This is a genomic window from Streptomyces sp. NPDC033270, assembly GCF_055576575.1.
Map to the genome: position 1 here is coordinate 1 of NZ_JBVIRA010000017.1, position 20,881 is coordinate 20,881.

Below are 20,881 nucleotides of genomic sequence, written 5' to 3' on the forward strand. Positions count from 1 at the left end.
CTCTGGACCTGGATGTCCATGGTGGGTGTTGACCTCACGAGTCTCTGGAGGAGCCCCTGGCGAACTCGGGAAGTTCGGGGCGAGGAAGAGTGACGGCGCGTCAGGCACCGTGTCGTGGGGCCGCCGTAGGGAACGGCGTGGCAGGCTGAGGCCGCTGCAGAGCGGGCGCTCAGTGCCGACGGCGGCCGCTGGGGGACGCCGAGAACATTGGCTTCGTTCCTCACCGTGAGCGTGTCTGCAAGGTCGTAGAGCGCGGCAAACTGTTCCACGACCGACCGGAGCGGGCAAGCAGTTTTCCCCAGTCGACCAGGGATATCGGACGGTCTCACCGGACCAGACGTCTGTAGCAGATGAGGGTGGCGGCGACGCCCGCGAAGGCGAGGAAGTGTTCGGCCGCAAAACGCTTGCGGCATCCCTCGGCCTCCTCCTGCCGGCGACTTGGCCGGCGAACGGGAGGTGTGGGCGCTGGTATCCAAGGTGTCGCGACTACCGCATCACGAACGTGCCGCGGGACTGGATCTCTTCCGGCCCAAGCCGCCCGGAAGTTCACCGACGGTGACTGGGGACGCGTAATCCCGCTGAAGTCACGTCGCGACAACCGCTCCGCGTCCTCACGGTGCGAGTCCACAGAAAGCTTCACTGCATTCAACGAGGGTGGCTAGGACGCCCAGGCACCTCGAGGATGGAGATCTAAGGGCCAGGAATGGGCTACCCGATGCGGGCAAGTACCACAGCACGGGCGCCGCCCGCATCCACCTGCACATCCTGCTGTGTCTTGGTTGATGGAGGGGTACGGTGACTGGGATCAGGCTGATCGCAGTGAAGGTGAGAAAAGCGCATGACTGACTCCGTGCTCCTTCAGACCATCGAGAACCTCGAACATGCACTGCCAGAGCTCGAAGCGCAGGAGATTCAGCTGCGAGGCCAACTCGATGACGTGGTGCAACGCGTCGCTGCCGCCCGCGCCGCCCTGGAACATCTTCGTGTCCTGACCGGCGTCGCTGCTCCCAGCCCCCAGTCTGTGCCTGCAACCGCCCCACCGGATCCGGTGCCCGGTGAGAGGACCCCTATCGAGCCGGCAGGTGGATCCAGTCAGGGCTCCCCCGGGGCCGGCACCGCCGTCGTACCTGAGGCGGCCGGTGAGCCGGCACGAACAGCGTCTTCCGTGCCACAGCCACGTACGGCCGCATCTTCAGCCGCCGGGTCCAGCAGTTCCAAGAAGCGCACCATCAAGAAAGCGGCAGCGAAGAAGGCTGCCGCACCCGTTAAGTCGAAGGCGAAAAAGGCGGCTTCGAAGCGAGCTGCCACTACTCGGCCAGCTGACCAAAGCTCGAGAAGGCTCGTCGATGAGGTATTGGCTGTGCTCAAGAAGTCCAGCGTGCCGATGCGTGCCCACGAGGTCAACGCGGCCCTGGGGCGGGAGGCCACGCCAGGGCAGATCGAATCTGTCCGCAACACCCTCGACCGTGTCGCGAAGCAGCAAAATGGGGTGACCCGTCCGGGACGAGGCACCTACGCGGCGGCCTGACGTCACACAGCTGCAGTTCTGGTGGGGCCTCCTTCCTTGAAAGCGGTGGAGCCCCACCGGCGGCAGTGAGCAGGCCCAAGTGGCTGAAGAGACCAGGCGGTTTGTGTCCGGGCGCCTGTTGGCCAGGGGTGCGTTCGAATCGGTTCGGGCCAGCACCCCACGCACACGCTCGTCAGACCACCGATGCGGTCGGACAGCGGGCCCAAGCAATCACTGCCGGCGAGCTTCCGTTCACCTTGGATATCGTCGCGGGTAGGCGCTCTGGGGCCGTTTTAGGTAGCAGATCCGGAGACGATGACCGACCACGGGGCGGCGGGCGTTCCCGGTCGCATGCTAGACAACCTCAGCCCTCCCACGAGCACGCATTGCGTATGCCATGGGCCACTCAGAGGCATGGGCCGCATCAGGCAGGATGGGGTTTCATGACGGGTGGGAGGGACGAGTTCGCAGAGCTGCTGCAGCGCGCCGGGCTGGAAATCGTGGGGGACCGACGGACCGAAGAGGTGCCGCCGCCCCGGGCGGCGTGGCGCCCGGTAATCGCATACGAGGCCGAGCCGACCGTGGCGGTGAGAAGGGACAGGCCGGACCTGGTCGCGGAACTCAACGCTCAGTGGCACCGGCTCGCGGTCAAGGATCGGATCATTGGCGAGGACGGTGTGTTCCTCATCGCCGTCGCCGGCAACTGGGCGGGCTGCGCGCCCAGGCAGTGGACGCGGGTCCGGCTCACCCCCCAGTGGAACCTCGTCGGCGTGCTGGGTGAGCGGCCCGGCCAGCCGGAGTTCATCACGCTCTCGATGGACGGAAACTCCCTGCTCGGAGCGACCACCGAGGAGTACGAGGTCTGGCTCGTCGCAGTGGACCGGATCAGGGAGCGACAGGAGGCCGCCGCGCAAGCACGCGCCCAGGAGTCCCCGGAGAAGCGGGCAGCCGCCTGGGCGTCGCTGCTTCGGGGGCCGGCTCCTGTGGGCAGGATGCGCGAGTTGTGGGCACATGGGCTGGCGCTCAACCCCTCCACGCCCGACGCCGTACGCGCCAGCCTGCTCGGTCTGACGCATTTCGTCATGTGGCGCCCGATGCCCGCCGCCTTCGTAGAGGAGGCGATGGTCCACCCGGACTGGAAGGTGCGCGAGTTGCTGGCCGAGGCCCAGCCGAACATCACACCTGAGCAATGGGCTCGTCTGATCCTTGGCGAGCAGCACCCCCGGCACCGATGGATCCTCACGATGCTCGCGGCGGACCGGCGCACTGAGCTAACCGAGACCGGCTATGAACAGCTCGCCGCCGACTCTTCCGCCCCGGTCCGCGAAGAGACCGCTCGTCTCCCCGGACTTCCCCCGCGGATAGTGACCGCCCTGGCCGCCGACCCCGACCCGGCCGTGCGAGCCGCGGCCATCCCGAGCGCCTGGCCTCACCTGGGACACCCGGCACGATGCAAGCTCCTGGGCGACCATCACGAAAAGGTCCGCAGAGAGGCGCTACTCCAGCACCACCGGGACCACCCGATGCCCCAGTCGGTCTTCGACTCCGAAGACCTCAAAAAACGCGCCGCCGAGACCTGTCGCCTGGAGCGCGCTCTCGCCGAAAACCTGGCCCGCCACGGCGAGCCGGACCAGCGCTGCTCCCTCGCGCGCAATCCGAACCTGGACCCGGACCTGATCGCGCTCCTCGCCCAGGACAGCGAAGAGAACGTCCGCTCTGTGGTGGCCACACGCCCCGATCTCAGCGAGGAACAGCGGGCGGGCATCCCCATCGACTTCGACCCACGCGGCCACACCTCCCCGCTCCGCTGGGTCACCGCACTGCACGAAGACCCCGACGCCATGCGCCGCCTGGCCGCCTCCTCCCACCCCCTCGTGCGCAGAAGCGTCGCCCGCGCCAGGCGTCTCCCACCGGACGTCATCGAACTTCTCGCCCGGGATGAGGACCATGTGGTCCAGCTCTTCCTCTCCGAATCCTGCGACGACGCACCCGCTGACATGCTGCTCGAGGTGTGGCAATGGTGGACCGGAAGCCTCAGCCACCCCGACCGCCCCCGCAGCCACCCCAATTTCCCCCGCACCGGCCTCCTGCGCTACGCCGACGACCCGAACCCGCGCATGCGCCAACTCGCTCTCGATGACCCGGAGTCGACACCCGAACTGGTGGAGCGATGCGGCCGGGACATCTCGGCGGAGGTACGACTGCGAGCAGCAACCGACCCCCGACTGACGGCCGCCTCGGCCGTGCGGATGCTCGACGACCCACACGAGTCCATACGTCGTGCAGCGGCTCTGCACCCACAGTTGCCAGCCCGAGTACTGGTCGAGCTACTACGTGACGCCGACACCGCACAGGCTGCGGCCAAGCACCCGGCGCTGCCCGTCGCCGTCATGGAGCAGATGATCCGGCGGCTGCAGCCCCCAGCCGGCGCCACCCCGAGGACTTGAGCCAATGGTTGGTGATCAGACCATGCTGGCCGTCCTCACCTCCCACGCCGGATGGCGGCCTCGCCTGTGCGGGGCACCGTCAGCCCGCTCGATCACCCCGTACGCCGAGGTCCACATCCGTGTGGTCGTGCCGCAGAGGGAGCAGATCGCCATCCGGGACTGAAGGTCACCACCAGTACGTCCCGCAGGCCGGGTCGGCGAGGGGCGGCCTGGACCAGGGGGGTGACTTCGTGCCGGATGCGCTGGTCGTTGACGAGGACGAGATCCAGTGGGTCTCCCAGTGTCGCCTCGGCCTGGCGTCGGTCGTCCAGGTCGTACAGGATCGTCGTCCCGCCGCTGACGTTCTCCCGCCGTACCAGGACCATCATCACGAATCCGACCCCGTCACGGTGCCGGCCCTCGGGGGTCGGTGAGACGCTCGCGGTGGCTGACGCCGTGATGCGGAACTGGTGGACCTCGACATGCCAGTCGTCGTCGGGAGACAGCTGGCCGAACACCTCGGCTGCCAGCTCCAACAGGCCGTTCATCGTCTGGCCGTGCAAGATCTCGTCGCGGACCGGAGCGAAGAAACGGGGAATTCCGCCGTTCAACCAGTTGTGCTGGAGTTGCTGATAGTGGGCCTGGGGTGGATTGATATAGAAGGTGCGACTGGAGGCGCATGCGCGCAGTGTGGAGAATCGACGGCGCCGGTAACGGCCACCATCGTTCATGAAGCGGTCGAGTGGCAGGTGGGACCAGCTCTGCTGGAATGCGTCCCAGTCCGAGAGCGAACGGGGATTTGCGGACGACAGCAGCGACTTCGCCCATGTGCCGGGCAGGATGCACGCGTTGTCCCGGTCGAGCTTCCGGCACAGCTCACCGACGGCGGCAGCGGGTGGCGTGGGGATCGCGGTGCACGGGCTCAACGGATCGCGCCGAATGGCCATGGCGTCACACCTTTGGGGAATTGACGCTCTGTAAGTGCGAGGGATACAAGTGTAGAAGTTCGCGCGGCGGCATCGGAAGGCGCTCATGCCTGTCCGCTCCCCGGCACCGCACTTTCTGGGGGATTTCGATATGCCGGACGCCAGGTAGGCCTGTCGTGGCCGCGCGCAGGACGAGGGTTGCAGCGGCGATTGCGCTGGCGTGCGCCAGTGCCGGCTCGGGAATTGCCACCGGACTCGTGCCCGATCACCTGCCGAACTGGCTGGTGAAGAACTCCACGCTCTCCTGGGCCGCGTTCGGCATCACGACACTGTTGTGCCTGGGGGTCGCGGCATGGCAGGTGTGGATCGAGCCGCAGGAGGACCCCGCACCCGATGCTCCGGTTCAACAACAGCACCGCAGACTCATGCTCCAGCGCCAGCGGGACTTTTGGATCGACGGGGTCCTGAACCAGTCGCTGGAGGTGGTGACGAGACTCGAGTTGGGGCTGGAGACCCGGTCGGACGCTGTCGAGCGCCCGTGGAACGTAGTGGTGTACGACGATCCGGACCGGCAGCGTGCGCTTCCGCCGGGAACATCCGCCATCGATGTTTTCGACCAGTCCGGCGGCTCCCTGCTGATCCTTGGTATGCCCGGGTCCGGCAAGACGACGTTATTGCTCGAGATAGCCGCGGAGTTGCTCCGGCGGGCGCAGTCCGACGGCGAACAGCCGATGCCCGTCGTCTTCAACCTCTCCTCGTGGGGGAAGTCCGAAAGTCCGCTCGGCCAATGGCTCGAGGACGAGCTGCATCGCCGGTACACCGTGCCGCGGAAGCTGGCCCGGCAGTGGCTCCACGACGAGATGATCCTGCCCCTTCTGGACGGTCTCGACGAGGTCAGAGTCGACCGCCGCGACGGCTGCGTCAGGGCGATCAACGAATTCCTCGGCGCGACCGGCCCCCTGCAGATCGTCGTCTGCTCGCGGGTCGCGGACTACGACGCCATCGGCTCGCGACTCCGCCTGAACAGGGCGGTGTTGATTCGGGACCTGACGCAAAGCCAGGTGCTCGCCCACCTCGCCGGCGCCGGAGCCCAGCTCGCAGGGCTGCACACGGCTATCGAGCATGACGACCAGCTGCTGTCACTGCTTGCCTCTCCGCTGCTGCTGAATGTGGCCTCCCTTGTCTATCGGGGCTTGTCCGCTGAGGAACTGCAGGCCGAAGGCCGAGTTGCGGGCCGGCGTTCACACCTGATCGACAGCTATATCCGGCACACGCTGCGCCGCAGGCCGGCCCGCCGTGCCTACGACGACGGACGCGTCGTGCGCTGGCTCGGTGAACTCGCGCATCAGATGAGCCAGGACGACCAGACGGTGTTCCATGTGGAGTGGATGCAGCCCGGGTGGTTGTCGAGCCCGCTGCTGAGGATCATCACCGCGTGCTTCTCCCCTCTCCTCCTGGGGGCGGCGATGGCTCTGGCGACCGGGTACGCGATCGACCACGCCAACACCCTCGGTGCCAGGCTCTTCGGCCTGGGGAACGACGTCTATGTGGCGGGCGTGTCGACGGGCTGGCTCACAGGTGCCGCGATCGGGGCGCTGGTCTGCGTCTTCGCGTTCGACAGGGCGATCCGTCCAGCCGAGATCATCTCTTGGTCGTTGCACTCCCTGCGGCAGAACGCCGGCCGGCAACTGCGCTTGGCCATGCCCTGGGGCGTTGCGCTCTCCGCCATCGTCGGCACCATCATGCACGTGTGGGGCCTGACCACCACCGTGGTCTTCGCGGCGTTCTTCATGGCCTTGCCGATCACCTTCTACGTGGTGGTCGGCGGGGTGTCGCCGCAGCTTCGAGAGGCCCGCATCAGTCCGAACGAGGGAATGCGCCGCTCTTTGGTGAACGCTGTCGCCGTCGGTCTGCCCGGCGGAACGGCCATCGGCGTCCTGGCAGGAGTGGCGTTCGGCGCGCGGATGACGTTGCTGTTCGGCTTGATCGACGGGCTGACGTGCGGCAGTTCCGTGTTCGTTCTGACGGCGTTGCACACCGGAGGACGTGCCTGGCTGCACCACTACACCTTGCGGGTGATGCTGGCGCTGCAGGGCCGCATCCCGCTGAGGTGGGTGCGGTTCCTGCAGGACTCGAGCGACCGTATCCTGCTGCGCCGGGTCGGCGGCGGCTACATGTTCGTCCACGGCCTGTTCCTCGACCACTTCGCGGCCCTGCACGCCCGTGCCGTGAACGACCCGGAACCTGCCGGGCCGTCGGCCCAGTGAACGCGCGTCCTGCCAAGCCAGGCTGTGCGGCCAGGTGCTCGACCACCGGCCACGGCAGAGAACGGCACGCGCCCTGACCCCGCCCCGCCAGGGCGCCCATCACCAGCGCCCCCCCCAGGGTGGTTCAGGCGCGTCGATCACCTACCACGCACCGTGGTCCGACCGGTGCAACGTGGTCCGTCTGGACAGTAGTTGGCCATGCGTCTAAGGTTTTGGCCATGCGGTCAAAAAATGATCCTGGCGGCCAGTTCGACGGCGGGAAGGTTGAGCCGGAGTCGCGGGAGACGGAGCGGTCGTTCATCGAGAAGGCGCGCCGCGCCCAGATCATCGATGCCGCCGTCGAGACCATTGCGGCACGGGGGTTCGCGAAGGCTTCGCTGGCGCAGATCGCCGAACGGGCGGGCATCAGCAAGGGGGTGATCTCGTATCACTTCGCAGGTAAGAGCGAGCTGATCGAGCGGGCCGTCGAGCAGATCTACGAGGGGATCGGCGCCTTTGTCGGTGCCCGGCTGGACGAGCGGGTCGGGGCGGGTGCATGGCTGCGCATCTATGTCGAGTCGGTCGCCGAGTACATGTTCAACCATCAGGCCCAGCTCACCGCGCTCGGCGAGATCTTCCATCACTTCCGTACTTCTGACGGAGCGCCGCGCTACGGCATCGCGTCGAGCGAGCCGATCTACGTCGCGTTGGAGAAGGTCTTTTTGGAGGGCCAACGAAGCGGTGAGTTCCGAGCGTTCGACGTCCGTGTCATGGCCGTCACCCTCCAGGCGGGAATTGACCAGATGTTCGCGTACTGGAGCGCCCATCCCGAGCGCGATCTGACCGCCTATGCCAGCGAGCTCGCCGACACCTTCGAGCACGCCACTCGGGCGGACGGCCGTGCTTCCACGCAACCACATGGAAGCGCACTCGACGGCACTGGTTCGCAGTGATGCTCAGTGAAGTGAAGTGCAGTGATGCGCAGTGAAGTGCGCTGTGGGAAAGCTTAATTGACCTAGCTTCAGCTGAATCCAGTTTATTCGGCTGGGCTGCACACAACGGGGAGAGACTGTTTTATGACCGGCGATCCGGAATACGTGGCCTTGAAGGCCGGGGCCGAGCCGACCGTCGCGAGGCCGGCGCGTCCGCGGCTGCTCTACATCGACAATCTGCGGATCACGCTGACAGCGCTTGTGGTGCTGCACCACACTGCCGTCACCTACGGCAACATACCCGCCTGGTACTACACCGAGCCCGCCAAGGACGGCTCCGGGCTGCTCCTGGACGTCTTCGTCATGTTCAACCAGGCGTTCTTCATGGGCTTCTTCTTCATGATCGCCGGGTATTTCACCCCGGCCTCCTACGACCGTAAGGGCGCCCGTCCGTTCTTCCGGGACCGTCTCAAGCGGCTCGGCATCCCTCTGCTCGTCTTCCTGTTGCTGCTGCGTCCGCTGACGGGCTTTGGCGGGTACGCCGACATGCGGGCCGAGTTCGCCGCACGTGGTGAATCCCTCCCCTACTGGGTGTATTACGTGATGAGTTGGGATGCGGGGCCGCTGTGGTTCGTCGAGGTGCTGCTGGTGTTCGCGGTGCTCTACGCGCTGGTCCGCCGCGGTGGCGCGCGCCGGGCGCTCGGCTCCGCCGGGGAGGCCCGGCGGGCGACCGTACAGGCGCCGCGGCCCTTGCGGCCGCTGGGTGTCGTCGGGTTCGCCGTTGCGCTGGCCGTTGCCACGTATCTGTGGCGGATCCTCGTGCCGACCGACACCTATGTGCCGTTCCTGGGCCTGCCCACTCCCAACTTCATGCCGCAGTACGCGAGTTTCTTCGTCCTCGGAGTGCTGGCCTACCGTCGGGGCTGGGCGCAGAGCCTGCCGCGCGTCGTGGGCTGGGTGGGTTTCGCCGTGGCCACGGTTGCGACGCTGGCGTACCTTCCCTTCGTCGTCACGGTGGATACCACCACGCTCGTGGGGCACGGCAGCTGGCAGTCGCTGATCACGGCCGCGTGGGAGTCGACGTTCGCCGTGGGGATGGTCCTCGGGCTGACGGTGGTCTTCCGTGAGCGTCTCAACCGGCAGGGGGCCATCGCCGCGTTCCTGTCCCGTCATGCCTTCGCCGTCTACGTCATCCATGCACCGGTGCTGGTCGGGCTCGGCTTCGCCTTCCACCTGGTGCATGCTCCGGCGGCGGTCAAGTTCGCGCTCGTCGGCGCCCTTGCCGTGCCGTTGTGCTGGGCCGTGGCGTATGTGGTGCGTTGCCTTCCTCGCGCTGATCGCGTGCTGTGACAGCCGCCTGCGGCCGGGGTCGATCCCCCGGCCGCTCCGGCGGCTCCGGCGGCTTCCGGTCCGGCGGCGGGCCCGGCCGGTCTTCGGCGCGGTCAGGCGGCTTCGTCTGAGGTGTGGCGGCGAGGATCTCGGCCGGTATGGCGGCGGAGAAGGTGCCGACGCCCAGTCCGAGCAGGCTCCTCACGGCGAAGGCCGGCCACAGCCGGCCGCGGGCCAGACGCTGCGAGCGCCAGGCCGGCTACGAAGACGCCCACGCCGAAGCCGTAGCCGGCCGCGGCGGGCGTCTGCACATAGCGGGTGACCGGCGTCAGCAGCAGGTACAGCTCCTTTCGGTCTTTCGCCTGCTGGCGCCTTCCAGCGAGCGGGTCATTGGTTCGACCGGCTCGGACTCGGCGCGCCAGCCGGGGGGACGATCGGTTCGGCCTCGGGCGAGCGTTGGCGGTCCAGGACAAGGCTGGCCATCGTCGTGATCGCCATCGCGGCGATGCCGACCCACGCTGCCGTGGTGTAGGCGCTGTCGTTCGGGAAGATCTGGCCGGTGTCGGTGCCGGCGGCGAGGACCAGGCCACCGATGGCACTGCCGAGCGAGTACCCGACGCTGCGCACGACGTAGTTGAAGCTCATGGCACTGGACGTCTCGCTTTTGGGGGTGACGGCCAGGATGACGCCGGGCATAGCGGCCGAGAAGCTGCCAACACCGAAGCCCAGCACACTCATTGCTATGAACAGCTCGGCCAGGTTCGACCGGGCTACAGCAAAGAAGACGAACCCGCCACCGATGACGACAGCGCTGCCGGCCAAGAGCACGGGGCCGGTGATCCGTTCGAGCATCCGAGGCGTGAGCTTGCCGGCGACGAACCCCAGCACAGAGAACGGGATGAGCACCAGTCCGGCGACGAAGGTGGTGAGCCCGAAGCCGTAGCCGGCGCTGTGCGGCGTCTGCGCGTACCGGGTGATGAGCGTGAGCAGGATGTACATGCCGATCGCACCGACGAACATGGCGAGATTCGCTCCGGCAACCGCCGGGTGCCGCAACGCCCGGAGATCGACCAGGGGCTTCTTACCGCGCAGCCCGGAGACGGTCCAGACGCAGAGCAAGACCACGGCAACGATGGTGAGGACCACCGCCACGGCGAGGTGATGGCTCCACAGGCTCTTCTGGCCGGCAAGGAACAGGACGAGGAACAGTCCACCCGACAAGAGGAGCGCGCCCGCTATGTCCACGTGGGCGGAGCGGCCTTCGGGGGCTACGGGAATGGAGCGCCAGGCGGCCAGGAAGGCAATAGTGGTGACGAACAGACCGAGGCCATAGGCGGCGCGCACCCCGCCGAACTCGGTGAGCAGGCCGGCGAGGGGGTAGCCGACACCGACCCCGATGATGGAGACCACCGAGACCAGGGCGATGGTGGGCGCGCTGCGCTCCTCGGGGAGATGGTCGCGGGCCACGCCCATCATCAGCGCCGTCAGACCGAGCCCGACGCCTTGTGCGGCCCTACCGACGAGCAGCCACGCGAACGGCAGCGGTAGCACGGTGAGCACACTGCCGGCGACGACGACCGCCAGCGTGGCGAGAATCGTGGCTCGTCGGTGTGGGCCGGCTCCGAGCCGGCCGAGGACGGGCGTGGCGAGCGCGCCGCTCAGCAGCGCGATGGTCAGCGTCCACTGCGCGCTGTCGAGTGAGACGTGGAACGTGGTCGCCACGCTGGTGATGAGCGGCGCCCCGAGGCTGGCGATTGCCGCCACGACCAGGGCGATGAACACCAGGGAGGGGACCAGCAGCCGTGCCTCGGAGTGCTCCCGGGTAGTGCTCATCGGCTGGTCCCGGTCGTGATGTGGTCGAACAGGCCGGGACGGATGCGAGTCCGGGCCCCTGTGGTCTCGGCAACCGTCTGCCGCATGCGGCCGAAGCTGATCCGTACGGAGTCGCGGACCTCAGGGTCGCCACAGGCGGCGAAGCCGAGGCGGAGCAGCTGAGGGCCCACGCGGGGCCGTGAGGGCACCGTCACCTGCCGGGGAGCCGGACGCGGCAGGGCCGTTAATACGGGGTGGGTGGTCATGCACAGGACTGTATGTCCCGGAGCAAGCTGCCATCCAATATAATGTCGGACTGATCTTGATAGCCGTAGGCTATCAACTATGGCGATACAGCAGCTCGTTGCTGCGTAGCCGTTGCGGTGGTGAGGCACTTCACACGTGCGGCGTCGGCTGATCGTGCGCAAGGAACGCCCGTACCCCGGTGCCCAGTTGTGCTTCACCGACGCCGACGGGATGCGGCTGACCTGCTTCGGCACCAACACCTCCGGCACGACGCCGCCCAGAACCAGATCTGGCTCGAGATCGTCCAGTTCGCCCTCGACCTGCTCGCCTGGAACGCAGAACGGCCCGCCAGAGAGACTGACGAGCCGTCATGCGAGCGCGCGGTCAAGCGCCGTTGAGGAATGGGAGTACGTCTGCCGCATCTGTTATGCCGGGTGGCGGGCCGTCGACTCGTGTGCCCGGGCGCACGTTTTGGATGATCATTGGTGCGAGTGTCGGGGTGGTGTTGACTTCGATGAAGTGGTTGATACCGAAGTTCTCTTGAAGGTCCGTGATGGATTCGATGAGGTTCGCGGGTTTGGTCCAGATGGCGAGTGACGCGTTTCTGACTGTGTCAGATTCGACGATGGGTCGGCATTCGGTGGTGAAGTAGAGCGGGGGTAGTACGGGCTGCACGGTTCGTTCTTCTTGCCGAAGGATTGCCTGGAGGGCTGCCGGCTTGAACAGAGGGGTGTGAATGGGGAGGAGGGCAGCGAGACGTCTGCAGGGGATCCCTTTGCGTTCTGCGTGACTCTCCAGTAGGTCCAGGTCGTCGAATCGGCCGCATACAACCGTTTGGTTCGGGGCATTGATCATGCCGACGTGGAGGCCGTCTTCTGAGATCTGCCGACACATCGCCCGAGCGGTCTGCTGGTTGACGGCGAGGGCCAGCATTCCACCCCGCAGTGAAAGCCTGTTGGCTTCGAGGAAGCCCGTGATGAGAACATCGATTGTTTCTGCCACGGACATGAGGTCCGTTATTGCACTACCGACATTGAAGCCTGCGCCGTGTCCGAGAAGGATGGCTGGCTTGACCTTCAGATCTAGTGACACATATACGGAGTACGGGACAAGCGTTGCCGCAACCAGGTTATGGACGTACTCCGCTTCCAGGCTGGGGGCCGGCCCAGAATCTTCGGTGGTGAGTCTGCGTGTTACGGGTGGCTGGCCAAGTTCCGCGAGCTTCTGGTCTGTTATCTCAAGGGCAGCGGCCACGCTCGCGTTCGTGTGAGCCAGCGTGCGCAGGATCCCCGGAGGGTAAGGGTTGCTGAACGGCGGAAAAGCGAGGGCTGTCGTGAGCGGCATCTGTTCTCTCCCGGGATATCTGCCCGTTCGTAGCCAGTAGGAGTATGGGCTGCTCCCACCAGGTTATCCAGAAAACGGATTCGGCCTGCCTAGCTGCCGAATCCGTTTTCTGGAGAGCTGGTTTAGCTATTGACGTTGATGACGTGCTGGGTTGCGGCCATTTCTAACGCACCCTGACGCGGGGTTTGTCAGGACTGGCTCTCGGGCCGTAGGTGGTGGAGGACGGTGGCGGCGATGCTGGTGAGAGATGCGGTCATGACTTCGGGCGCGGGGATCGCGCAACCGGTGTGGCGGCGAATGTGACCGATGAGTTCGGTGGCGGTGAGGGAGTCGGCGCCGAGTTGATCGATGCGGCGGCTGACGTCGACGCGATCGGGTGTGGTGTGCAGACCCGAGGCCAGCCAGGAAGTGAGGGCCTCAAGCAGTATCGGGCGGGCTTCCTCTGCGGTGGCAGCGGCCCGCAGGCGCGGCAGGAGGCTGTCGTCGGCGCCGGCATCCGGCGTGTGGACCAGCGTGGCCGTACGGGGCGCGGTAACCGTGGGGAGGAAGGCCATGAGCGCTTGCTCACGGCCCCGGGATTCGGCGACGACCGCGGTGACCGTGGTGTCCGGGTGGAGAAGCAGCATGTCCAAGCGGTCCAGTGCTTGGGACGAGGTCATCGGAAGAATGCCGTAATCGCTCATCACCGAGGTGATTCCGGTGCGGAGCACGTATCCGGCGTCGGAGATGGCGCCCAACTGCAGGACGGAGGCGGGCAGGCCGTCGCGCCTGCGCTGGTGCGCGATGTTCTCCAGGGTGAGGCTGGCGGCGGCATACGAGGCTTGCCTCCTGTTGCCCAGCAACGCAGCGAACGATGAGTACATGGCGAAGAAATCGACGTTGCGTTGGCGGGTGTGGGAGTCGAGGAGAAGCGCTCCGGTGAGTTTGGGGTTCAGGACGGTCAGGTAACGCTCGACGGACAGGTCGGTGACCTCGTCGTCGTCGAGGACCATGGCAGCGTGGATCACCCCGGCGAGCCGGCGTCCGCTTGCGTCAAGGTCACGGAAGAGTTGGTCGACGGTTTTCGGGTCGGAGATGTCGACAGCGCGCGCGTCCACCTGGACTCCCTGGTCGTTCAAGCTGCTGACCAGGGCGGCGGCGTTTTCGTTGCGTGCGGTGCCACGTCGGCTGACGAGCGTGAGGTGACGCGCCCCCCGGCGGACCAGGTGCCGGGCGGTCTCGGCTCCGAAGCCGTCAAGGCCGCCGACGACCAGATAGGTTGCCGTGGCATCCAGCACCGGCGCCTCGGGGGCGCGATCGAGCAAGACCCCGTCGTCGAGGACGATGACCGTCTTCCCGGCCAGCTGACCAGCCAGGACGCCGTCCATGGCTTCGTAGATCTTGTCGGCCGGGTAGACCATGTGGGGCACTGGGCGGTATTCGCCGCTGTCGATTACCTTCTGCAGGTCCTGCAGGCAGCGGTCTACCGTGAGTGAGGGTTCCTCGAACCAGCCGACGACATCGATGGCGTGAACGGTGGCGTCGCGGTCCAGGGGCGGCATGTGCAGCGGCGTCGATGATGGCGCGGCAAGCGGTTCGACGTCGAAGAAGTGTCCCCCGGGCGCCAGGAGGTCCAGCGCACGCTGGCGCAGGTCCGCAGTGATGGAGCTGAGATTGAGGACGACGTCGACGCCGCCTTGGGCAACGTGCCGGACCTCCTCGGCGAAGCCGGGAGCACCCGAGTCCACCACATGGTCGACCCCCGGAAGATCCAGCAAGGCGCGCAGAGCCGGCGTGGGGGCGCCGACGATGACGCGGCTCCCGGCGCGCTGGGCGAAATCTACAGCCGCCAGCCCAGTCCCGTCAGATCCACCCAGGATGAGAACGCTGGCGTCAGGACCCAGACCGGCCAGGTGTCCCAGGACATGGTGCGTGGTCAGCTGAGCTATGAGAAGGGTTGCCGCTGCGGCGAAGGTGACCTGCTCGGGGAGCTTTACCACCCGGTCGGCGCGCAGGTTGATGTGCGAGGCCAGCCAGCCGCCGTGCGTGATACCGGCAACCCGGTCTCCTGGGAGGAGGTCGGTGACGTCGTCTCCGACGGCGGTCACGATCCCCGCGCCTTCGCAGCCGAGGTGGACGTCGCCCGGACGTGCGCCACGGGGCGGGAGCAGGCGCCCTGTGGCGAAGAGAGCGTCACGGCCGTTGAGGGCCGCAGCCTGCACGCGGACGGTGATCTCACCCGGCCCTGGGGCGGGGACGCTGCTGTCCTGCCAGACAAGCCTGTGGGGGGTGCCTGCTTCGCCGTAGACGGCCAGCGCAAACTGCTCAGTGGCGCCGTGGGCGCGTGTCTGCCGGGTTTCCGGCAGCGCCTGCACCCGCACGGCGAAGCGCCCACGAGGAGTGATCACGCATTCGTCTTCGGCATCGGGGTGGGTGATCTCGTACGCGACGTGGCCGGCCGCCTGCTGGGCCGACTCCGCGGTCCCGCTGACGACACGGATCCGGCGGACGGTCAGCAGCGCCTGTTCGTTGGCCAGAGTGCGGGTAGCACCCCAAAGGGCCGCGCCCGTATGTGTCATCGGGGCGTCCAGGCTGTCGGCAGTCGTGCCCGCGACCAGCCACAGGGTGGGCTGAAGATCTCCGCCGGCCTGCGCACAGGCGGTTGCCAGGGCACTCAGCTGCGCGCAGGCATGGGCAGCACGCGCGGTCGTCTGCTCGACTGACGTCTGCTCGGTGTCGTCGGCGATCAAGACGATATCGACCGGCCCCGCGGCCGGCAGCAGAGCCGCCCAGTCCGTCTGCGGCTGGAGATCCGAGAGCACCACCTCGCGTGCTCCCGTGGCGGTCAGGGCGGCTGCCACGAAGTCGCCCAGGCCGTCGGCGGAGCCGTCCCCGCTCTCAGCGATCAGCAGGCACGGGGGGTTTGCGCCGTCTGCGTCCTCGTCCCGCGGCGTGCTGTCAGGTTTTGCGCCCGTGGCACGGACCGCGGCGATGACCGATGCGGGAATGCCCTCGTGTTCCGGCTGTGCGCTCAGGAATGCGCTGGTGGAGAACCCCGCTTGCTCCAGCACTGACGTCCACTGGTCGCGGGTGAGTGCCGCGCCGGTCGGCCGCAGATCGGTGTCGGTGGAATCCCAGAAGGAGTCCAGGATGCCGAACAATGTCGCGACGTAGGAGTTGGTGTGCAGTTCAAGGGCGACGAGCTGACCGTTGTCGTCCAGGAGCGTGGCGGCGTTGCGCAGCCCCTGAGTGATGTCGGTCGTTGTGTGCAGGGCATTGCTCGCGACGACGAGATCGAAGGATCCCGCTACGAACCCTTGCTCGGTGGGATCAACGCTCAGGTCGAGGGCCTGGTATTCGAGGAAGTTGAAGGCGGCGAACCGGGCCTCGGCCTTGGGGAAGAACGCCGAGGAGACGTCGGTGTACACGTAGTGCGTACGCTCGGGCGGCAGGTGGGGCAGGATGCGAGCGGTGAAGCCCCCGGTGCCGGCGCCGATCTCCAGAATCCGCAAGGGCCGGTCGGCCGGCCAGTCGGCCAGGGCGGCGCGGAGGTATGTCACAGCCGTGTCGGACAGGTACGTGAGCCCCGGATCGTGGTTGTACACCTGCGCCGCGATGGGACCGGATGCGCCGAACAGCACCTCCAGCCCCTCCACCTCACCAGTGAGGACGCCGGACAGGCTGCGCCCGACCCACGCAGCGGCCTGCCACATCACGATGAGCTCTGGGAATTCGTTGAGCCTGGCCTGCAAAAGCTCCTCAGGCACCGGTGTTCCGCTCTGGCACCAGCCCCCGTCGGCACGAGCGGTCAGCAGTCCGTGCCGGACCGCGATCGCCAACATCATCTCCACCAACGGGCACAGGCTCTCCCTGACGCCGGCGCTCCGCAGGTCGTCGAGGCTGAAGACCTGCCCACCGACCGGTCCGTCGACCTTGATCGCACCTCGTGCCACCGCGGACTGCAGGATGCTGCTCACCGCAGCCGCCATGTAGTGCGCGCTCAGCTGCCGAGCCCTTTCCATGTGGCCGTCATAGCCACGGTCCCGGAACGCGTCATCGAGCCGGGTGACGACCGGGCCGCACTCATCGATGACGCGTGAAGGCGCAGGGAGCGGAGAGGCGGTGCCGGGCAGCGCGGTCATCCGCGGGCGTGCCCTGAGCACCTCGGTGTAGAGCTCGGGCGCAGGAGAACCGCTGTTCTCGATGCGCCGCGCGTATACGTCCCCCAGGTCGAGCAGGACGGTTCCGTCGGTGTCACAGACGGTGATGTCAGCCATGAGGCCGGTCTCGGTGACGGACGTCAGCCGCATGTACGCCATGACGGTGGCGGGCAGGGGACCCCAGACGCGGACGCTTCCCACCGACACCGGGAGGTGCGGAACATAAGATTCCGCGGAGCCGGAGACGACGCAGGCGGACAGCGGCAGCATCGCTTGGAGGCAGCCGTCGAGGAGCACGACACGGGCCTGATGCTCAGCGTCGGCGAACTGATCTGTATGAAGCCTCGCCAGCCCTTCGCTGTCCTTGACAGCCAGCGTTGCCAGCGTACGGAATGCCGGTCCGTAGTTGAGCGATACCGCGGCGCAGGCCCGGTAGTGGTCGGACGCGTCCACGGGTTCGCTGATGCGGCCGGCGAGAGCAGCCACGTCGACCGGGGCAGGCCTGACATCGGCCAAGCCGCGCCACCGACCGTTCACGTGCTGGACGGCCTCGATATCCGCACCGGTGTGCCCGGCGACGACGAAGGTCCCATCGGGACGGACGGTGGTGGTGGTGCGTACCGGAGCCGATCCGGGATCGCTGGGCAGGACCAGCGACCTGGCCAGGGACACGTCGAGCAATTCCACGGGTCCGCCGGACACCTCGCGGGCCGCCGACAGCGCCATGTCGAGAAAGCCCGTGCCCGGCATGACGACAGCGTCACCGATCTTGTGATCAGCGATCCAGGCTGCGCTCTGCTCCCGCCCCCACGTCGGGTCGCCCGCAAGCAGGCGCCGGCCCAGCAGCGGATTGGACGGAACCGGCTGCGGCGCCGGCGCTATCTCGTGGTCGCTCCACCACGAGGGGTCTCCCAACTGGTAGCGCTGGCGTTGCCACGAGTAGGCCGGGACATCCACGACGCGACCGCCCTGGGGGAAGAACCGATCCCAGTCCAGCTGCGCCCCAGCCGCGACCGCGTGCAGCACGGTGCCGCTCAGCGCCTGTGGGCCGGCGCTGATCCGGGTCAGCGTCGACGCCACCTCCACCGACGCTCCCTCATCGACGGCGATGCGGCGCAGGTAGCCGCTGAGCGCCGGGTGAGGGCCGACTTCGACCAGGACGTCACAGCCATGCTCCTCACCGATGAGCGCCGCGACCCCCGCGGCGAACTGGACCGGTTCCCGCACGTTGCGCCACCAGTAGTCGGCGTCCATCTCGTGATCTGCGAGCGCGCGGCCGGTGACGGTGGAGATCAGCGGGATCCCGCCCTGACCCACCTCAAGCTCTCCGAGGCCGTCCAGCAGCGGGCCGCGGACAACATCCATGGCCGGGCTGTGGAAGGGGTAGTCCAAGCGCAGGAACCGAAAGGACACACTGTCGCGAACACAGCGATCCTCGACAGCCTCCAATGTCTGGCTGTCCCCGGCCAGGGTGACGTCATTGCCCGAGTTCACAGCCGCGATCACCACACGGTCGCTCGCCCCCATCTCATCGAGCAACTGCTGAGCCTGCGCAGGCGACAGCGCCAACGCCGCCATCCGCCCGGTCCCGAAGGTGGGCGCCTGCGCGAGGCTACGGTGCGCGATCACGCGACATGCCTGGGGACGATCCAGAATTCCGGCGCAGTAGGCGGCCGCGACCTCACCGACGCTATGACCGACGACCCCGTGCGGTCGCACCCCCCGCTCGCGCAGCGACATGACCAATCCGGCCTGCAGGGCGAACAGCATCGGCTGCGCCACCTCTGTCAGCGCCCACCGCCCGGTGTCCGGCTCCGCCATTTCCGCCTCGACCGACCAGCCCAGCAGCGGTTCCAGTTCGCGGCTGACAGCCCGAACCTCGGCGGTGAAGGCAGCGTCCTGCCCCAGCAACTCCGCGCCCATCTTCGGCCACTGGGTGCCGTTCCCGCTGAAAACGAACCCGACACGGCCCCGGGCCATGCTGACGGCCGTTGCCGCCTCATCCGACGCGCCCTTTTCCGCCGTCTCCCGCAGTGCTTGCGCGGCCGCTGCGCCGCTGGAGGCCAGCACGGCCGTGCTCAACTCACGGCGCTCGCGACGCCGCGTCGTGGTGAACCCGACATCCACCAGGGCGGATTCGTCAATGCCTTCCAGGTGGGAGGCCATCGTCAGCGCCGCCTCCCGCAACGCCGCCTCGGTCCGGCCGGTGACCACCACCGGCACGGCCACACCCGGCTGCCTGTCCTCAGTCCCCGCAGCCCCCTCCCCGGTGACGCCCGGGGCGGGCGGCGCATCCGGCAACTCCAGCACCACGTGCGCGTTCGAGCCGCCGATACCGAACGAATTGACCCCGGCGATACGCCGCGCGCCGGCCCCACCGTCCAGCGGCTTCATCGCCGTCACCGGGTCCAGCCCCAGCCCGCCGAAATCGATCGCCCGGTTCAACGGTTCCGCGTGCAAGGTGGCGGGCACCCGCTGCTCGCGCAGGACCAGCATGGCCTTGAACAGGCCCGCCATGCCGGCCGCCGCTTCAAGGTGACCCAGATTCGACTTCACTGACCCGATCGGCAACGGCTTCCCGCCGCGCCGCCGCCCCAGGACCCGGCCCAAAGCCTCGCACTCGGTCGGGTCGCCCGCCGCCGTCCCCGTCCCGTGAGCCTCCACGTATGACACCTGGTCAGCGCGCACACCGGCCTCGGCGTACGCACGCTCCAACATCGCCGCCTGCGCATCCGCACCCGGCATGGACATCCCCAAAGTCCGCCCGTCGGAATTGACCACCGAAGACCTGATCACCGCGTGTACCCGGTCACCATCGGCCAGAGCACGGCTCAGTGTCTTCAAGAGCACCACCCCCGCGCCCTCCGACCGGACGAAGCCATCGCCGTCCTGCGAGAACGAGTGACAACGCCCGGTCGGGGAGAGCATCGACGCCTGGCTGGAGATGACGTGCCCGCCCGGGCCGAGCACCAGATTCACCCCGCCGGCCAATGCAGCCTCGCAACGGCCCGAACGGACCGTCTCAGCCGCCAGATGCAGTGCCGTCAAGGACGACGAACACGCTGTGTCCACCGTGTGGGACGGCCCATGGAAATCAAAGAGGTACGACAGGCGGTTCGCCGCACTGAACGCCCCCGTACCGGTGGGGGCGAACGAATTCATCACCCCGGGACGTCGCAGCAGCAGACCCCAGTAGTCCTGAACGGTCAGCCCCATCACCACCGCCACGTCCGAACCCGCCAGCAGCCGCGGATCCATGCCCCCGTCGTCGAAGGCCTCCACCGCGCACTCCAGCAGCAGCCGTTGCTGCGGATCGATCTGGCCTGCCTCCTTTGGCGAAATACCAAAGTACTCCGGGTCGAACCCCCACACGTCCCCGAAAATCCCGGCCGCCCCGGTATACGCCTTCCCCGGTCGCACCCCACCATCACTTACAACAAAATCATCGGTTCTGAACCGGTCGCCGGGTACCGACGTCACAAGATCCTGGCCAGTGGCCAAGGCCTCCCACAACCCGCCCAACGTGGTGATGCCCCCGGGGAGACGGAGCCCCACCCCGATCACCGCAACAGGCTCCCCCGGCCCCTCGGCAGTCCTCGCACCATTCATGCCGTCTCGCTCCTGACTCGCCATCACTACGCCTGCCTTTCACGTATTTTTTCCACACGCGTGACCGCACGCGCTTTTCATATGCGTGACCGCTCGCGTTTCCGGACAGGGGAGCCCGTAGTTGTTTACGCGGCTGCCTGTAATTCTCAGATACTCGTACTGGTCCCCGTGGGGGGACCAGTAACCGATAAAGAGTGAAGACGATCCGAATTTAGCGGAGCCCGATCCGCCGCACAATGTCCTCGCGGGCCTTCTGGCGCGTCACGTAAAAGGAACGCCGTCGCGTTGCCGGAATCGGGTCGGTATTCCCCGGAAACCCTGGAGGCTTCCTCACTCCAGGGCACGGGCGACCTGCGAGATCGGCT

General features: G+C 67.3%; 9 protein-coding genes and 1 pseudogene. 6 read left to right on the forward strand and 4 right to left on the reverse strand.

Translation table 11 applies throughout. The features are described from left to right. Positions 1-838 precede the first annotated feature (838 nt). Complete coding sequence (locus ACZ5XZ_RS23005; protein ID WP_468980914.1) at positions 839-1,528, forward strand: hypothetical protein; 690 nt, start codon at positions 839-841, stop codon at positions 1,526-1,528. A 422-nt stretch (positions 1,529-1,950) separates the two neighbouring features. After that, positions 1,951-3,954, forward strand: coding sequence for a HEAT repeat domain-containing protein (locus tag ACZ5XZ_RS23010; RefSeq protein ID WP_468980915.1), 2,004 nt, complete (start codon positions 1,951-1,953; stop codon positions 3,952-3,954). A 92-nt stretch (positions 3,955-4,046) separates the two neighbouring features. On the opposite strand, the gene ACZ5XZ_RS23015 is transcribed toward ACZ5XZ_RS23010, so the two are convergent. Further along, entirely contained in the window at positions 4,047-4,880 is an 834-nt protein-coding gene (locus tag ACZ5XZ_RS23015) for a 2OG-Fe dioxygenase family protein (RefSeq protein WP_468980918.1), read from the reverse strand. A 155-nt stretch (positions 4,881-5,035) separates the two neighbouring features. Here ACZ5XZ_RS23015 and ACZ5XZ_RS23020 point away from each other — a divergent pair, with 155 nt between their 5' ends. The 3 genes from ACZ5XZ_RS23020 to ACZ5XZ_RS23030 all read left to right on the forward strand — a co-directional run bounded on the left by ACZ5XZ_RS23020 (position 5,036) and on the right by ACZ5XZ_RS23030 (position 9,387). Then, positions 5,036-7,126, forward strand: coding sequence for an NACHT domain-containing protein (locus ACZ5XZ_RS23020; protein ID WP_468980919.1), 2,091 nt, complete (start codon positions 5,036-5,038; stop codon positions 7,124-7,126). A gap of 218 nt (positions 7,127-7,344) precedes the next feature. After that, positions 7,345-8,058, forward strand: coding sequence for a TetR/AcrR family transcriptional regulator (locus tag ACZ5XZ_RS23025; RefSeq protein WP_468980920.1), 714 nt, complete (start codon positions 7,345-7,347; stop codon positions 8,056-8,058). Between the two features lie 123 nt (positions 8,059-8,181). Then, the gene (locus tag ACZ5XZ_RS23030; RefSeq protein WP_468980922.1) at positions 8,182-9,387 is read left to right on the forward strand and encodes an acyltransferase family protein; all 1,206 of its coding nucleotides are present in this window, start codon (positions 8,182-8,184) and stop codon (positions 9,385-9,387) included. A 366-nt stretch (positions 9,388-9,753) separates the two neighbouring features. Here the strand turns inward: ACZ5XZ_RS23030 and ACZ5XZ_RS23035 are convergent, their stop codons facing one another. Continuing rightward, positions 9,754-11,199: an MFS transporter gene (locus tag ACZ5XZ_RS23035; protein ID WP_468980923.1), complete on the reverse strand. Its 1,446-nt coding sequence runs from the start codon at positions 11,197-11,199 to the stop codon at positions 9,754-9,756. A gap of 390 nt (positions 11,200-11,589) precedes the next feature. Here ACZ5XZ_RS23035 and ACZ5XZ_RS23040 point away from each other — a divergent pair. Next, positions 11,590-11,756, forward strand: a pseudogene (locus ACZ5XZ_RS23040) (IS1380 family transposase); the annotation flags it as partial. A 52-nt stretch (positions 11,757-11,808) separates the two neighbouring features. Here ACZ5XZ_RS23040 and ACZ5XZ_RS23045 read toward each other — a convergent pair. Together ACZ5XZ_RS23045 and ACZ5XZ_RS23050 are read right to left on the reverse strand one after the other, a co-directional pair. Further along, positions 11,809-12,768: a hypothetical protein gene (locus ACZ5XZ_RS23045; protein ID WP_468980924.1), complete on the reverse strand. Its 960-nt coding sequence runs from the start codon at positions 12,766-12,768 to the stop codon at positions 11,809-11,811. A gap of 188 nt (positions 12,769-12,956) precedes the next feature. Continuing rightward, a complete protein-coding gene (locus tag ACZ5XZ_RS23050; protein WP_468980926.1) occupies positions 12,957-20,540 on the reverse strand; it encodes an SDR family NAD(P)-dependent oxidoreductase in 7,584 nt (2,527 codons plus the stop codon). Positions 20,541-20,881: the final 341 nt, after the last annotated feature.

Bases quoted from the DNA above. Each gene is read 5' to 3' on its own strand.
- ACZ5XZ_RS23005 (WP_468980914.1), top strand. From the start codon at position 839: ATGACTGACTCCGTGCTCCTTCAGACCATCGAGAACCTCGAACATGCA.
- ACZ5XZ_RS23015 (WP_468980918.1), bottom strand. From the start codon at position 4,880: ATGGCCATTCGGCGCGATCCGTTGAGCCCGTGCACCGCGATCCCCACG.
- ACZ5XZ_RS23010 (WP_468980915.1), top strand. From the start codon at position 1,951: ATGACGGGTGGGAGGGACGAGTTCGCAGAGCTGCTGCAGCGCGCCGGG.
- ACZ5XZ_RS23050 (WP_468980926.1), bottom strand. From the start codon at position 20,540: ATGGCGAGTCAGGAGCGAGACGGCATGAATGGTGCGAGGACTGCCGAG.
- ACZ5XZ_RS23030 (WP_468980922.1), top strand. From the start codon at position 8,182: ATGACCGGCGATCCGGAATACGTGGCCTTGAAGGCCGGGGCCGAGCCG.
- ACZ5XZ_RS23045 (WP_468980924.1), bottom strand. From the start codon at position 12,768: ATGCCGCTCACGACAGCCCTCGCTTTTCCGCCGTTCAGCAACCCTTAC.
- ACZ5XZ_RS23035 (WP_468980923.1), bottom strand. From the start codon at position 11,199: ATGAGCACTACCCGGGAGCACTCCGAGGCACGGCTGCTGGTCCCCTCC.
- ACZ5XZ_RS23025 (WP_468980920.1), top strand. From the start codon at position 7,345: ATGCGGTCAAAAAATGATCCTGGCGGCCAGTTCGACGGCGGGAAGGTT.